Origin of the sequence: Methanobrevibacter sp. (assembly GCF_045120835.1) — an archaeon.
In the GTDB taxonomy this organism is placed as follows: domain Archaea; phylum Methanobacteriota; class Methanobacteria; order Methanobacteriales; family Methanobacteriaceae; genus Methanocatella.
Genome location: NZ_JBGVFE010000009.1, coordinates 73,485 through 89,433, shown reverse-complemented (window position 1 = coordinate 89,433; position 15,949 = coordinate 73,485). Strand labels below are relative to the sequence as shown.

Below are 15,949 nucleotides of genomic sequence, written 5' to 3'. Positions count from 1 at the left end.
TAAAAAAAAGAAGTTAATGAATATATTTAATCTTTTTAAATACTTCATCAGCTCTTTTTAATGATTCTACCTCTTTTGGTGTTGACGGAGAATTTAATTTTTCAATGAATCTTTTTGCATCGATACCATCTAATGTTGGTGTAGCATTAACTTTACTTGCCATGATTTACATCCTCCATATTTTAACTATTATATTAAATAGTATATTGCACTTTATTTAAATATATTGTGCTAGTTTAATTTTTCACAGATATCCCTATACATAGGAATATTCCTTCTATTTTTCTTATTTACAGAATCTAATTCTACAAATTGATTGTGATTATAAAAGTTTATAGTTTTGGTGTTATTATATGCATCAACTGAAACGAATCTAATACCTATTTCATTTCTTAAATTTCTGCAAAACCCAACAACCCAATCTATCATTAAACTTCCAATATGCTGGTTTTGAAATTCCTTAGACACTGCCAATCTACCAATTTTAATTGCAGGGTATTGAGGATATTGGATTTTAAGTTTTTCATTGATTTTAATTGAGTCTGCAGATAGTGAAAAAAATCCAATAACATCCTCTTCATATATACATAAAAATATTGTGCAAAGATTATTCTTAATATTTTCAACAGAATCTTTTAATAGGAATTCGTTTAAATCTTCGTCACCACAATCAAAATTAATTGTTTTCAACTGTTCTAAATCAGTTTTAACAATTTTTAAGTTATCTATATTGGAAATTTTCATGTATAATATGTTAGATGAAATAATATTTAAAGATACTTATGAAAGTAATATTTCACATTATATTTCCACACCACTATCCGTTAAGATCCTCTCACCTACCGGCTGTTCCTCTTCAAAGTTACTGAGATAATTTTTATAGATTTCATCACCTTCAGAAGACAATTCCATAATGTATCTTAATACATCATCTCTTGAATAGCTGAAATAAATGTTTAGGCTTTCATCAATTCCCATCAGCTCCAATTGCATATTCAACAGCTGATTGCAGTATTTCAAGACCCATTTCTGGTCATTGGCCACATTAACGATAAACCCGGTAATGGCCGAATCGTTGATGTATTCGGCAACGTTCTGATTGGATCTTTCATTACCCGCCTGAGACTGAGGAGTTACAAATGTCCTCAGGATATTGTTTCTAAAAATCTCAGTCTGCCTTGTATAGTCTGACTGGTAGTTGTTACCGCCCAAGATTTTTGATTCAATTCCCGGAGGCACAATAGCCACATTGCTGTCAGCCGTAGTTCCATAATCTGCATACAGGTTTTCCTTTGCAGTTGAAGAGAGCTCCATAATGTACGGCCGGCCGTTTGCATCAAGTGAAGGCTTGACTTCAATGATATTGTCCTTGTTGATTCTCTCGACCTGATTTCTCTCCAAGTTACATTTATGATAGATGTCATCAAGGCAATTCAAAATAATGCTTTGGGCTTCCGAGTATATTTCATTGTACATGAAGTTGATTACCTGTTCCGGTTCGTATTTGACAGTCAGTGTCCCCTCTTCAACGCTGATGAAGTTGTTGAAGTCCTCAGGATTTCCGTTTACAACATCCTTCGGCATTTCATGAAGGTACAGCTGCACCTCATTGTCGTCATTGAATTCCTTTTTCAATCCGTAGCCATGGGCACCTATTTCAAGAAATATAGGCTTGATGTATTTGCCTATGCTTTTATCCCATCTCTCGACAGGCTTGATTAGTCCTTCACCGTCAACCATTCCTCCCTGCAATATCTCTTTAGCAACCTGGCGGATGTCGATTTTTCTGGCCCAAAGGATTAAAGTGAGTTTCTGCTCCTTGGAGAGCCTGTTTTCCTTGTCAACCAATACCACATTAACGTTAGCCTTATCAATTCTGTTTTTCAAAATTCCTGAAGTATAACCGTCAAGTTTAACAGCATATCTTGCATTGGCTATTGTCTTGTTGATTACCGGCGGAAGTGCATCAGGTAGGTCAAGGCCAGTATTGATTCCGTCAGTTCTGGGTTGCCTTTCATTTTCGCCCCAATAGCTGCGCTTGGTGTTGTACTGTTCTACACGGTTGTTTAATAATCTGGTTTTAATATAATCAGTGATGCCCATATTATCTTCCCATCATTTAATTTTCAATATATGTTTATTATATTATCTATTATATTTTTTATTATATTTTTTATATAAACTTGAAGGTGATGTTAGCGGGAAAAAATTAATTCTTAAAATCTGCTGATTTATGTAATTCAGTTCTTAATTTCAACTATATATAATATTAAATTAAATATCATTAATTGGTACAAAAAGGAAAAAAGGTTCAATGTGTGGAGGCCTTATCCCCTCCACATATTCATGATTATTTTACGGTGGTCGTTACTGTTTTCATGATTTTTTGAATTTTTATTTTATTTGCATTAAACCTTTTTGTGCCTGTTTAATATTAATATCTAATTTTTATTATTTTGGTCAGTATTTTTTAGAAAAAGTTAAATCATTAATTAATTTCGTCATTTTGAACGTTATTTAATCTCTCGAGGCGAAATAATTTTATATGTCCTATTATATAATATCATAGTGTAGAGAGAAAAGTAATAAATATTTTTGTGTCTTTTGATGCAAAATTATTAAATAATAAATGATTTAAAAAGTATATCATGAAAGGCAAAGTAATTTTCGTTGGTGCAGGACCTGGAGATCCTGATTTAATCACCGTTAAAGGAAGAAAAGTTATTGAAAATGCTGATGTGATAATTTATGCAGGCTCACTTGTAAATAAAGATGTTCTATGCCCTGCAAAAGACGGATGTGAAATTCACAATAGTGCTTATCTGAATTTGGATGAAACTGACGGAATCATAACCGAAGCGGTAAATGAAGGCAAACTGGTAGCCCGTGTTCACACAGGAGACCCTTCAATATACGGAGCTATTGCCGAGCAAATCCGTGAGCTGAAAAAGCATGACATAGAATATGAAATTATTCCCGGCGTAAGTTCCCTATTCGGTACTGCCAGTGTCCTTGAAGCAGAATTAACTTTACCTGAAATTTCACAAAGTGTAATAATTACCCGTCCGGAAGGCAGAACTCCAAAACCTGCCGGAGAAAGCATTGCAAGCTTTTCAAAGCATCATGCAACCATGTGCATCTTTTTGGGAATTGGTATGATTGACAAGGTAGTTGATGAGTTGCTTGAAGGTTACGAAGAGACCACTCCGATTGCAGTTGTCAAAAAGGCAACATGGCCAGACCAGCAAATAATTAGAGGAACCCTCGCAGATATTGCACAAAAAGTTAAAGATGCCAATATTACAAAGACTGCAATGATTGTGGTGGGAGATGTCCTAGACCCTGGCGACTTTAATGCATCCAAGCTATATGACAAAAACTTTAAACATGAATATCGTTAGATTTGGGATTAATATCAATCCCACAACTTTTTTTAAACAGCACCAATGACCCCAACATCATCAAATGCTTCATAATCCGATACATAGACCATGCATACTTCATCCCTTAATCCAAATATGAATGCATAACCTTCATTTTCATATTCCAAATAATATCCTGTATAACCGAACATTTTAGTAGGAGTTCCGCCCAAATCTGCGGCAACCTTCTCACTGTTAACCCCTTCGCCGGGAGTTCGGGTAACTCCGATTTCTATATAATACTTGTCATTGCTCCAGCCCATAGAACTGGATTTGACACCCTGGTCGTAATTAATGTCAGTTCTTGAAGGTTCATTGACATAATCTGAAGGCAATTCAAATTGAACATTATCGACCTTAACAATCTGCGTTTGACTAGAAATATATGAAAAAGAAACAAAAATGGCAAGTATGACCAAGACGATAATTACAATAATAGTAAACTTGTTAAAAAACTTTTTGTAATCTTTTGAAACTCTTTCGCCACAATTGCCGCAGAATACCGCATTTTCCTTTAATCTTTCACCGCACTTCGGGCAATGGTCAGTCATATTAACACTTGAAAACTAGCTATATTTATCCTTTATTTCATTCATCAATTTCAATTTTGAAAATGCAACTTCTTTTGGAGCCCTTCTAAGTCCACAATCAGGATCCAGTAGCAGATTATCTTTTCCAACAATTTCAATAGCCTTACGGACCAATTCCTCAACATCTTCAGTTTTATCTACCGTATTAACTGATGAGTCAACACATCCAAAACCTATCTTTTTATTGCCAATCTTTTGGACATTTTTCTCTAAAACTCCCAAATTAACGTTGTTTCCTGCAAATTCAAAATCCAGAATGTCAACATTAAATCTTGCAATGTCACTGAATGCATCAGATAAAATACCGCATACATGCATTGCCAAAGGTATCTCCAAACCATCATGAAGAATGTCTATTGCTTGGCGAGCGGTTTTCATATCAACCATACCTGTAGATAGGAATGGCTCGTCTATTTGAATATAAACAGGCTTTACCTTACGGGCAATTGCATCCACTTCAAATTTTAAGGAGTGCGCCAAATCGATTATGGCATCTTCCTTATTCTTATAAAAACCAGCAATTCTGGAAGAATGGACAATCGTATTCGGGCCGGTAATGATTCCCTTAACTCCCTTGCCTTCAGGAATATTGCCTTTATAATAATCCTTCATTACCTTTTTGGCATATTGCAAGTCCTTAACTGATATCTCCTGAATAGGATTTCTAATTTTTGATACGATAACGGTATTTCCGTCTTCAATTTTCATTCCAGGAATATATTCAGTGAAAATAGAAACCATATCTCCTCTGACCTGACCATCTGATATTATATCGACTCCTGCATCAAGCTGAGCAATGACACTATCTTTAATTGAATCTTTAAATGGATCATAAGCGCCAAAGGATTTCATTAGCTTATCTTTAAAATTAGATGGAGAGTTTTCACTAACAGGAAAGCTTCCGACAACAGTTGATTTCATTTTTTATTCCCGGTGTCCAGTTTTCTGATTTTTTCAACTTCCGCTTCATCAATCGGCAATTCAACTACGGAAGTTCCATGACAAGGTTTTGTATAAGGCAGGAATACTGTTCCCTTTTCATTATCAAAACCGATTGGAATTGGCGGTATGCCAATTACTCTAACGCCCAATACCTCATCACCGGGTTTAATGTATACCAAATCATCTGCTTTGAATCTTATAATCATTGCACAATCTTTAAATCCTGCTTTTGAAGCATGAATTTCATAATTATCAGATTGCTGAAGGTAAGTATCTAAACAAAAAGACATGTTATTCAAACTCCTTAATTGCTCTGTCAAATTTAACCTTAATCGGAGAAGGATTATGGAAAGCCCTAACTGCGGCAATTGTCGCTTCGCTTTCACTTTCTTTAATCATGTTGACAAACTCTTCCACTTCATCTGCATCCCTTGAAAATACGAGTGCCAAGGATTTGCATTGAATAATCTGTTCAAATGTAACGAAAAATGATGCGGCTGCATCCTTGTGAACGAAACCGACAAGCAAATCAAAATCACCCGGACCTACATCGCCCAGCAATCTTTCCAAATCAACTATTTTAAGTTTGTATAATTCTTCAGGGTCAGAGATTCTTACCAGTTTTGATGCCGCAGGGTTTGCAGCAATTGTTACATCATAACCCATTTTTGTTAATTTATTAAAAACATAAACCGCCATTGGAGTTTGGGATGGAGTTTCAGGACATCCAAGTAATACCAAAGCTTTCATAAAAATACCTCACTATGATCTTGATTTGAGAGTTACCACATTAGCCAAGATTAATACGCCTACAAATATGAATGTTAACAAAGCCATACCGTTTATAGTTCTGTTGAACACAAATAATCCGATTAAACCTTGTGCACAGAATGATGCTAATGCTCCAGTCAATAATACTTCTCTTCCCAAGTATTTCTTATTATTTTTCTCCCTTTTCTCCCTATACATTTTCAACACTTTAAAACCGATGACGATGGTTCCAAGTACAAAGGCAACCAGACCAACAAGGCCCAATATACCAAAGTCAAATCCATATCCGAAGATACCCGGAAGCATATAATCAATTGTATCCTTTTGGTTTACGAGTATACCGAAAAACATTGGGAAAGGGAGACCAAAGAATAATACCAATTGCATCGGCAACGTAATATATCCTTCAGCGAATGCCGTACCTTCTGCTCCCCAATATGAAGCATTTGCATTGTGACCGATTAATTGTATATTATGCAATACTGTCTTAATACTTGACAGAGAGTACTGTTCAATCCTGCTTAACCTCAACATCGGTGAAAAGATTGTCATTCCAGTAATTCTTGAAGCAGCTTCCAGAAGAACAAAACCTACACCTGCTGCACCCAATAGCAACCCTACCCTTTTGAGAGTAATTGCAGATTTTTCCCTGAAGGATTTGGATATGATTAAATAACCGAAGAACAAACCAATAAGCCATAATATTAAAAATGACCTGTGCATTAACCCTCCGAATATTGTAATGCCTACAAGGAATATAATTACAAATCTTCTAAGTGGCCGTATATCCACTCCCGATTCCTTCATTACTTTCAGCGATGCCAATGCGGCAACAGTACCTAACAAAGCAATCGGACCGAATGGATGAGTAAATTCAGCCTGACTCGAAGATATTATTAAAAGTGCAATATCCGCTCCAAAAATAAGTGTAAAACCTCCCATAATAAACAATGACAAAAAGGTTACAACACTTAAGGATAATGGAATTAGGTTTAATGCAAACACCATTGTTACAAATAGCATTAATCCTACTTCAACAATTAATTGTAAGTGGTTTTGAGCAATTAACAACATTTTCTAATCACAATTCTTCTTTATTTTAAAATTAAAGTGGACTGACCGGGATTTGAACCCGGGGCCTCCGCCATGCCAAGGCGACGATCTACCATCTGAGCTACCAGCCCAAAAATAAAATTAATTAAGTAAATTATATATTTGAAATTATTACTATAAAAAACTATTTACTGTTGTGAGCCAAATCATACAAATTATCAATAATCACCTGGAACAAATCATCAGTTTCAACATCGATTTTTTCATGAGGATTTACAATGAAATCAAGTGCCTTGTTTATGACATCATCAGTATCATTGGACCTGTACATCAAACCCTTGTTGATATAATACTGATCAACAGACAATGTTTCGCCAGGATAACATGATATGACTGGAGTCTGTAGAATTGCAGCTTCCCTGTTCATTGTTCCTCCCGCACCTATCACCAGATCAGATTTTTTAATAATGCTTGAAGTGTCCACTGGCGGTTTTAATATTGAAACGTTTTCAATTCCTTCAAAAATTTCGGCTTGCTCTTTAAATCTTGGCAAAATCAGAATGTTTGCCACATTCTTAAGCTCATCAACTATAGGAGATAAAACTGATTTTCTACAGTCTGCATCAAGATATGATGCAAGTGAAGGTTCAGGTCTCATCAGAATAGTTTTGGAATGATTCAATTCCAAATTCAAATCATCAAAAACATTATCATTATACTTGAAGCTTTTAAAATGCATTAATTCAGAGGTACCATTATATGGAATAATCGTATTTGGGTCAGCACCGTATTTCATCAATTTCCAAAAATCTATGATATCCGGAGTGATAATCCTATCACAAAGCGGAAGTGTCAACTTGTTGGCCGCCAATGCATGTTCATTGTCAAGCACATAGAGACTTGGAATTCCAAGGCCAAATGTGATTCTTGGAAGCTCAATGGAATGCTTGCTAAGGGCGACATCAACCCTTTCACCATGTATAATATCTACTAAATTAAAAACTCTTTGTGTGCTCTCCCTCAATTTATCATAAAGACTTACACCATGTTTCCCAACAGATATGAAGTCAATATCATACATATTGAGTAATTTATGGATATCTCCAAATTGTCTTGCTGTAACGATTACATCCTCACCTTCGGCTTCCAAATATTTGATGACATCTTTAAAAAACCTTACATGAGGAGCATTTGAAATATCTATCCATATCTTCATGTTACCACCTGAACTTTAAATCTAATTCATTGCATCTTCAATAACTTTAATAATTTCATCCAGTCCTTTGCCTTCTTTTAAACTGGATTTAATGACATGAACATTAGGGTTTAATTTTTGAGCGTCACTCACCATCTTGTCGGCATCCGCTCCAACCGCATCAGCCAGGTCAACCTTGTTGATAACAACAACATCAGATGTTTGGAAAATAATTGGGTGTTTTTCTACAGTATCATCACCTTCGGTAACGCTTACAACCACAATTCTCAAATGTGAACCCAATTCAAAATCAACAGGACAGATTAGATTTCCCACATTTTCAATGATTACCATATCCAATTCATCCAATGGTAAATCTTCTAATCCATGACCTACCAAGTGAGCATCTAAGTGACATTCCTTACCTGTGTTTAAACCGACAACAGGTACATTGTGCTCTTCAATACGTCCTGCATCAAATTTTGAAATCACATCTCCGGCCAAAACACCAATTTTATAATCAGTATTATCAATTATCTCTTCAATGAGTGTTGTTTTACCGGAACCGATTGCCCCTACAAAATCAACACAGAAAATATCTTTTTCTTCCAAATTCTTCAAGTTTCTGTCTGCTAACTTCTTATTAGCATCCATAATATTTTTTGCTACTTCAACATCAGCTACTTGGTGCATCTTTTCACCTCAATTCAATTCAACATTATCAGGTTTTTCAATAACGATATTTTTAACAACAATATCCTTACCGTTTAATACTTCTACACTTAAACTGTCACACTCAGGACATTTTACAAGTGGAGCATAATGGTCACTGTCATCGAGTATTGCATGACCGTGGAATTTACAATCATTACAATCAATTTCAGCAGGAATGTCTTCAAAATTAATTTCTGCATCTTGCATAATAGTATTATCAATTAAAACCCCCAATATGAATTCCAATTGTTCTGGATTAATCATAGCGAGCCTACCCACTTCAATTGTTACTTCATTAACTTCAGTTGCATTATTTGCCTCAGCAGTTTCAAGCACTGCATTAATGATTCCCTGAGCCATAGATAATTCGTGCATTATTTTTACTCCCAATTAAAACTTAATACTTTAAATATTGTTTTATTAATTTATAAAACTATTTACTATTCAACAATTTTGTGAGTAATACTTTAAATGTTGTATTAAGCAACATTTATATATTCATCCATTTAAAAATAATATCCAAGGAGATAGTATTATGACATATAAATCAAAATTCGGTTTTGGATGCATGAGGCTTCCACTAACAGATGCAAAGGACCCCACCAGCATAGACCAGGAGCTTTTCAACGAAATGGTAGACATATACATGGAAAAAGGCTTCAACTACTTCGATACTTCCTACGCATATCACAATGGGAATAGCGAAAGGGCCATCAGAAAAGCAGTAGTCGAAAGATACCCTCGTGAATCCTTCCAAATCTGCGATAAAATGCCGACATGGGCATTGACAAGTGAAGAAGACAATGAGAAATTTGTCAATGAGATGTTAGATCGACTTGGAATTGATTATTTTGATGTATTTTTCATTCACAATATCAACACTCCATGGTTTAAGCTGGCAGAAACACATAACACATTTGAATACATTAAAAAAATGAAGGAAAACGGAACCGCTAAAAAAATTGGTTTAAGTTTCCATGAAAATGCAGATTTGCTTGAAAAGGTGCTTGGCAAATATGGCGACATCCTCGATATTGTACAGCTGGAATTGAATTACCTGGACTGGGAAGATCCTGCCATTGAATCCCACAGATGCTATGAATTATGCGTGAAACATGGACTGGACGTTTACGTCATGGAACCTCTGAAAGGAGGAGTCATTGTAAATCCAAATGACGAGATTAAGGAAGAGTTTAACGGTTTCAATCCCGACAAGTCAATAGCCAGTTTTGCATTGAGATTCTGCGCATCACTTGAGAACGTGAAAATAGTTCTAAGCGGAATGAATAAGATGGAAGATCTGCTTGACAATTGCGATACTTTTGAGAATTTCGAGGTTTTAAATGATGAAGAAAGAGAATTTTTAGAAAACATGGCATTAAAGCTTAAGGAAAGTGTTGCCGTAGCATGCAGTGAATGCGGATACTGTGTTGATGCCTGTCCTGAAATGATTCCGATACCTGAATACTTCACATTATACAACATTAGCAAAAATCAGCCTCAATCAAATATCTACAGACTATATTTCGACAAATTAGGTGATGAAAAGGTACCCGCTGACGAATGCACATATTGCGGAACCTGCATTGACTACTGCACACAAAAAATTGACATTCCCGAAGAATTGGAAAAAGTGTGCGAACATTTCCAAAGTGGATTTTCACCATATGCAGGAACACCCTAGGAAACTCTCATCTTCAGCTCCCTGACCATTTCACCATTCTTATTTATTTTTGAAGCTTTTTTATAATATTCGACTGCCTTCGGAAAGATTCCTGAGTGATAATATATCAATCCCATCAAAGCCAGCGCTTCTGAATTTCTGTCATCAAAATCAAGAAGTTCCTCTAAAATTTCCGATGATGTCGCAAGGTCCCCCTGATTGAACAGGTCATAAGCCTCTTCATATAATGTATCAATATCATCAAGGGATTTCAGCTCAACATGTTCCTTTTTGGGCTTATTTGTAAGCAATGCATCCAGTTCATTTGCCATCTCATTTGACCTGTCGGCTGACAGAGCCTTTTTAGTAAACACCAATGCCACATCTTTCTGGTCCTGCTCATACAATATCTGACCCATCAGGGCCAGCGCTTTTGCATGTCTGTTATCATGGGCCAGAACATTATTCAGAATATCTTTAGATGCGGAATAATCTCCCTTTTTATACAAGTCATATGCATCGATAAATTCATCTACCTCTTCAATAACGATTTCCTCTTTTTCACCGGCAGCGTCACCTGAAATTAATTTGGACATGTACTCCAAAATATACTTGGTGGCATTCTTGTGCAAAGGCTTGTTATCGTTTCCGCATTTCGGGGAGTATATGCATGCGGGACAGCCGCTTTGGCATTGACAATTGTTCAAAAGATCAATTGTGGAATTCAGCAGGTCCACAAAAACATCAACAGCCTTTTCGCAAATTCCAATTCCCCCTTCATAACCGTCATAGATGAAAATGGTTGCCTCTTGCGTATCTTCATGATAATTGGTGGACAGTCCCCCAATATCAAATCTATCACACATAGTATGAAGTGGAAATAGGCCTATCAAAGCATGTTCAGCACCGTGCAAACCTCCGGCAAACACTTCCTCTTCATTGGAAAACATATCTTCCAGTGTATCCTTTACACGTTTCGGTATTGTAAACCACAGTCCCTTGGTAGCGAATTTCAAGGGAGGCAAATCAAGAGGATATGTTCCGATTGCTTTTGAGAACTGCATTTTCTTGTATTTGAAGTAATCTTCACTTACTGTAAGCTCACCGAAGTGTATTGTCAGCTTGCCATATTTTGTTTTTGACAATTTCTTTTTGATGCTGATGTCTGTCTGATTCAAAACCATCGTATGATAGTCAACTTCCTGCCTTGATACATTTACAAATCCATTTTTTAAATTGACACTATTTACAACATAAGTGTCTCCCTTGTTGATTAGAATAGCTCCCTCATGGGCCTCACGATATACCTGAGAACGTTCCATGGTCTCAAGGAGTCTTCCGTTATTCATTACCTTAAACTCTTCAGAGGATATCTGATCCAGGGAATGGTCCATTGCAGGATTGTCGTCATAAGGATATATGAAATCTCCCCTATGGTTTTCATGCAAGTCCTTCTTATCGACCAGCTCATCAATCACATTTTGTGAAATTCCAAAGTATTTTTCAGATTCTCCCCTCTGCAGAGGCAGTTCCTTAGCTGCACAAAGCAGATGGGCCTCCTGCAGTATAGGATTTGTCAAATCAATGATTGCGTTTTCATGAGGCTTGTCAAAGAAGAATTTCGGATTGTTCATGAAATACTGGTCAAGCTGATTTTCAAATGCAATCAGTATTGCAAGGGATTTCTGATTGCTTCTGCCTGCCCTTCCCGCCTGTTGCCAAGTTGAAATCATGGTGCCAGGATAACCTGAAATTATAACACTGTCAAGAGATCCTATATTTATACCAAGCTCCAAAGCATTGGTGCAGGTAACTCCGAGATACTTGCCGCTTTTAAGACCCTCTTCAATCTCACGTCTTTCCTGGGCCTGATATCCTGCCCTATATGCAGCAATCCTATGAGCCAATTGTCCCTTAACCTGAGTCATGTCCTTTTTGGCCCACATTGCAATTAGTTCAGTGGTCTTTCTTGAAATGGTAAAGCATAATGTCTGGATGTTTTTAAGCATCATATACATAAAAATGTTTTCCGTTTCCATATGAACCGATGGAGCATTCTGCGTATTGACCCTATTTCTGACATAATTCTTAAATGGATTATATAAAATGAAGTCCTTTTCACCGCTTGGAGACGTATCGCTGTCAACCAAAACGAATTCCTCACCGGTCAAGCGATTTGCAAGTTCCAAAGGATTTGCAAGGGTTGCGGAGGACAAGATAAACTGGGGATATGATCCGTAAAAATTGGCGATTCTCTTTAGTCTTTTGATTAAAAAAGCAACATTGGAGCCAAAAACCCCCTTATAGTAATGGGATTCGTCAATGACGATATACCTTAGGTTTTTGTAGAATCTGGACCATTGGTGATGCCATGACAATATCAGATGCAACTGATAAGGGTTGGTCAATACAATCCTTGACTTTTCACGTATTCCCCTTTTGTCTTCACGGGGAGTATCCCCATCATAGGTTCGGGGAGTGATTTTAATGTTCAATTCCCTCTCAAGGTTCTCCAAAACATGCAGCTGATCATTTGACAGCGCCTTTGCCGGATAAATATACAGGGCCGTAGCATCCCTGTCCTCAATCATGGTTTCCATAATCGGCAGATTGAACGCAAGGGTTTTTCCCGAAGCAGTTGGAGTCGTGATGATTACGTGTTCCCCATCCTTAATTGCCTCATATGTTTCGGCCTGATGGAGGTATAGCTTTACATCTTTTGATGAGAGATAATCCACTATCCTTTCATTCAGATTATCAACTTTTTTATAACTGGCCTTTTTAGCAGGTATAGTTTCAATATGAGCTATATTTTCCCTATATCTCACATCATTCTTAAACATATCAATATTCTTTACATCAGACATAATACCAGCTAAAATTAAAATTAATATTAATAACTTGATTACAAATGATATTTAAATATTCGTATTTTCTAAAAATAGAAAGTTAAAAGCAAGACTGCTTTTAACTTATGCATATTATGGAAGAAAATATTCCCCCATTATAGTAATGAACTTTCAACCTTAAAAAATTTTCATTAATTAGGCAAAGTCAAATTCTTCAGTTGACATTACTTTGCAAATGCTCTCTCAATGAATATATAAATTAAAAGAAAAATAATTATAAATTATAGTACTAAGAGGCAAAAAAATGATATCACCAGAAAAATTTGAAGAAATTGTAGTCAATGTATTGGAAAGGGACATCTCTTCAAATGAAGACCAAAAAAAGGCAATTTTATCTGCACCCAACCAATCACTATTCCTAGTTGCAGGTCCAGGAAGCGGAAAAACCACCGTAATGGTGCTGAAGATTTTGAAATTTATTTTTGTGGATGACATCAATCCCAATGAAATATTTGCAACAACATTCACACGAAAAGCCGCTGAAGAATTATATTCAAGGATTTTAGGCTGGGGAGATTTAATTAAAACACATATTGAAGATAACGGCGACTTTGAGATGATTGAAAAAATCATAAGAATTGATTTAAACCAAATCAAAGTGGGAACAATAGACCAGTTAGCTGAAGAGATAATGAAAGAGCATAAGGAACCTGGAAAAAACCATCCTGTCATAATTGAAAATTTTGTTTCCAACTCTGCAATGATAAAAATTCTAAGCGAAAATGAAAGATACAAGTCTGAAAGTCTGCAGGAATACATAAAATCAATAACCGGGAAGGAAAAACTTGATGAAGCCTCAAAAATGAGTGAAACAATACTTGAAATCAAAGACAGAATCTATCATGATCAGGTAAATCTTGACAAGCTATATGATAAGGTCAAAGACAGCAACGGAAAAAGAATGGTGCTTGACTGCATCAGGGACTATGAAAATATTTTAAGGCAAAGAAATACTATGGACTTTGCAATGCTTGAAAAAAGATTTCTGTCTTTTCTCAAAGACAACAAGCTGAATTTGTTTTTAGATGATGTAAAAATTGTTTTGATTGATGAATATCAGGATACAAACCTAATTCAGGAAGACATTTACTTTACTATCGCCAAATCCGCCCTGAAAAACAATGGAAACATTACCGTTGTAGGTGATGATGACCAATCCCTCTACCGATTTAGAGGAGCTACTGTGGATTTATTTACAAACTACAAATCTAGGGTTCATGACAAATTGGGAATTGATGTCGAAGAGATTAATCTGAAGACCAATTACCGTTCAACGGAAAACATCATCAACCATTGCAATCAATTTGTAGAACTAGACAATGAATATCAACTGGCAAGGGTTAAAAATAAGCCAAAAATCATCGCTCCTGATTTTGATAAGGATAAAATGCCAATACTTGGACTGTTTAGAAACAATGTTGAAATGCTTTCAAAATCACTGGCAAGCCTAATTTCAAATCTTGTCAATAAAGGGGAAGTAAATTTAAAAGTTCTGAAAGTTCTTGATGAAGAGTATTTCAGGCAGGTCAACGGCAACATTGACATTGCCAAATTACAGCAGATCAATGCACAAAAAGAAAAAGAAGGAAAAAGCATTGAAAGAATCACTCTCAAATTAGACAGCGAACATGGTTCTGCATCAGACATTGCAATATTATCCTATTCCCCGAAGGAAAATCAGTTTGGGTCCCGTTCATTTTTATATTATCTGAGAAAGAATCTCAAAAAGCAGAGAACCCCAATTGAGGTTTTCAATCCACGAGGCATTGAACTTCAGAAAGTTGATGTAGTATCAATATTCTGCGGACTGATACTTGAGTGCATTGACCCTGAAAGCAAAATTCAAAACAGCGACAAGACAATACCTAATCTCGCCAAAGTCACAATGACAAAATGGAGAGTTAATGCACGGGAATATATCAAATTAAATCCGGAACCCCATGAACCGATTAACCTTAGCCAATTTGTCCTTTACTGGCAAAACAGAATACCTCGAGGAACTGAAAATTGGCCCAAAAAAGCCAGTTTAATGGAACTTGCATATAAATTGATTACATGGATTGACGAGCTTCAGGACGATGTTGAAGGAATCGTGTATCTGGAAGCAATTACCAAATCAATAACACAAACCGGATTTTTCAGCAAATATTATTCAAGCATATCATTTGTCAGCAAGCAGGAGGAAAAGGCATCTGTTTTGGAAGCCATCTGGAACATATTCATACCCCTTTCAACAGGAGGAATACAGATTGATGAATCTCTTCTTGAAACATTGCCCGAAGACAGGGTAAACGTATTGTCCATCCATCAGTCAAAGGGATTGGAGTTTCCACTTGTTATCGTTGATGTGGGTTCCAGATTTAAAGACAACAACATCAAAACTCAAAAATTGAGATTTCCAAAAAAACCTCCGGAAAACATCACGATTGAAGACAGCATACGCCAATACAGTGAACTTGGAGATACAAAAAGAAGCGAAACGGACAGAAGATTTGATGATTTGACCCGTCTTTATTTTGTTGCATTTTCAAGGGCCGAAAGCGTATTGTTATTGGTCGGTCTAAATTCCTCCATAGAAGGATATACTCGCAAGAATGACCACTTTAACATACCAAATATTGCCCTCGGATGGAGCAGAGACGAAAAGTATGTTGGATTTGATGAAATATACTTAATTTAGGAGATATAAT

At 36.2% G+C, this 15,949-nt stretch carries 15 protein-coding genes and 1 tRNA gene; 3 read left to right on the top strand and 13 right to left on the bottom strand.

Annotation, left to right across the window (positions count from 1 at the left end; genetic code table 11):
* Nucleotides 1-13 precede the first annotated feature (13 nt).
* From ACJMLO_RS00905 to ACJMLO_RS00895, 3 genes are all read right to left on the bottom strand, one after another.
* Complete coding sequence (locus tag ACJMLO_RS00905; protein WP_165814015.1) at nt 14-163, bottom strand: hypothetical protein; 150 nt, start codon at nt 161-163, stop codon at nt 14-16.
* A gap of 68 nt (nt 164-231) precedes the next feature.
* Nucleotides 232-744: a GNAT family N-acetyltransferase gene (locus ACJMLO_RS00900; protein ID WP_405293007.1), complete on the bottom strand. Its 513-nt coding sequence runs from the start codon at nt 742-744 to the stop codon at nt 232-234.
* Between the two features lie 57 nt (nt 745-801).
* A complete protein-coding gene (locus tag ACJMLO_RS00895) occupies nt 802-2,103 on the bottom strand; it encodes a hypothetical protein (protein WP_405293005.1) in 1,302 nt (433 codons plus the stop codon).
* A 545-nt stretch (nt 2,104-2,648) separates the two neighbouring features.
* Here ACJMLO_RS00895 and cobM point away from each other — a divergent pair.
* Nucleotides 2,649-3,401, top strand: coding sequence for a precorrin-4 C(11)-methyltransferase (cobM, locus tag ACJMLO_RS00890; RefSeq protein ID WP_405293003.1), 753 nt, complete (start codon nt 2,649-2,651; stop codon nt 3,399-3,401).
* Between the two features lie 32 nt (nt 3,402-3,433).
* On the opposite strand, the gene ACJMLO_RS00885 is transcribed toward cobM, so the two are convergent.
* From ACJMLO_RS00885 to hypA, 9 genes are all read right to left on the bottom strand, one after another.
* The gene (locus ACJMLO_RS00885; protein WP_405293001.1) at nt 3,434-3,973 is read right to left on the bottom strand and encodes a zinc ribbon domain-containing protein; all 540 of its coding nucleotides are present in this window, start codon (nt 3,971-3,973) and stop codon (nt 3,434-3,436) included.
* A 15-nt stretch (nt 3,974-3,988) separates the two neighbouring features.
* Nucleotides 3,989-4,933, bottom strand: coding sequence for a methionine synthase (locus ACJMLO_RS00880; RefSeq protein ID WP_405292999.1), 945 nt, complete (start codon nt 4,931-4,933; stop codon nt 3,989-3,991).
* Nucleotides 4,930-5,244: a DUF1894 domain-containing protein gene (locus tag ACJMLO_RS00875; RefSeq protein ID WP_405292997.1), complete on the bottom strand. Its 315-nt coding sequence runs from the start codon at nt 5,242-5,244 to the stop codon at nt 4,930-4,932. The genes ACJMLO_RS00880 and ACJMLO_RS00875 overlap by 4 nt, the downstream gene beginning before the upstream one ends.
* Nucleotide 5,245: 1 nt before the next feature.
* The gene (locus tag ACJMLO_RS00870; RefSeq protein ID WP_405292995.1) at nt 5,246-5,704 is read right to left on the bottom strand and encodes a DUF1890 domain-containing protein; all 459 of its coding nucleotides are present in this window, start codon (nt 5,702-5,704) and stop codon (nt 5,246-5,248) included.
* A 12-nt stretch (nt 5,705-5,716) separates the two neighbouring features.
* Nucleotides 5,717-6,799 carry a hypothetical protein gene (locus ACJMLO_RS00865; protein ID WP_405292993.1) on the bottom strand — a complete coding sequence of 361 codons (1,083 nt, stop codon included), beginning with the start codon at nt 6,797-6,799 and terminating at the stop codon, nt 5,717-5,719.
* Nucleotides 6,800-6,836: 37 nt separating this feature from the next.
* Nucleotides 6,837-6,909 (bottom strand) — tRNA-Ala (locus ACJMLO_RS00860).
* 53 nt (nt 6,910-6,962) lie between these two features.
* Nucleotides 6,963-7,994, bottom strand: coding sequence for a DUF354 domain-containing protein (locus ACJMLO_RS00855; RefSeq protein ID WP_405292991.1), 1,032 nt, complete (start codon nt 7,992-7,994; stop codon nt 6,963-6,965).
* Between the two features lie 21 nt (nt 7,995-8,015).
* Entirely contained in the window at nt 8,016-8,666 is a 651-nt protein-coding gene (gene hypB / locus ACJMLO_RS00850) for a hydrogenase nickel incorporation protein HypB (protein WP_405292989.1), read from the bottom strand.
* 9 nt (nt 8,667-8,675) lie between these two features.
* Nucleotides 8,676-9,062, bottom strand: a complete 387-nt coding sequence (gene hypA, locus ACJMLO_RS00845) for a hydrogenase maturation nickel metallochaperone HypA (protein WP_405292987.1) — start codon at nt 9,060-9,062, stop codon at nt 8,676-8,678.
* A 160-nt stretch (nt 9,063-9,222) separates the two neighbouring features.
* Between hypA and ACJMLO_RS00840 the strand changes: the two genes are divergently transcribed.
* Entirely contained in the window at nt 9,223-10,371 is a 1,149-nt protein-coding gene (locus ACJMLO_RS00840) for an aldo/keto reductase (RefSeq protein WP_405292985.1), read from the top strand.
* Here ACJMLO_RS00840 and ACJMLO_RS00835 read toward each other — a convergent pair.
* Nucleotides 10,368-13,217, bottom strand: a complete 2,850-nt coding sequence (locus tag ACJMLO_RS00835; RefSeq protein WP_405292983.1) for a DEAD/DEAH box helicase — start codon at nt 13,215-13,217, stop codon at nt 10,368-10,370. The genes ACJMLO_RS00840 and ACJMLO_RS00835 overlap by 4 nt on opposite strands.
* A 286-nt stretch (nt 13,218-13,503) precedes the next feature.
* On the opposite strand from ACJMLO_RS00835, the gene ACJMLO_RS00830 reads away from it, so the two are divergent.
* A complete protein-coding gene (locus tag ACJMLO_RS00830) occupies nt 13,504-15,939 on the top strand; it encodes a UvrD-helicase domain-containing protein (protein ID WP_405292981.1) in 2,436 nt (811 codons plus the stop codon).
* Nucleotides 15,940-15,949: the final 10 nt, after the last annotated feature.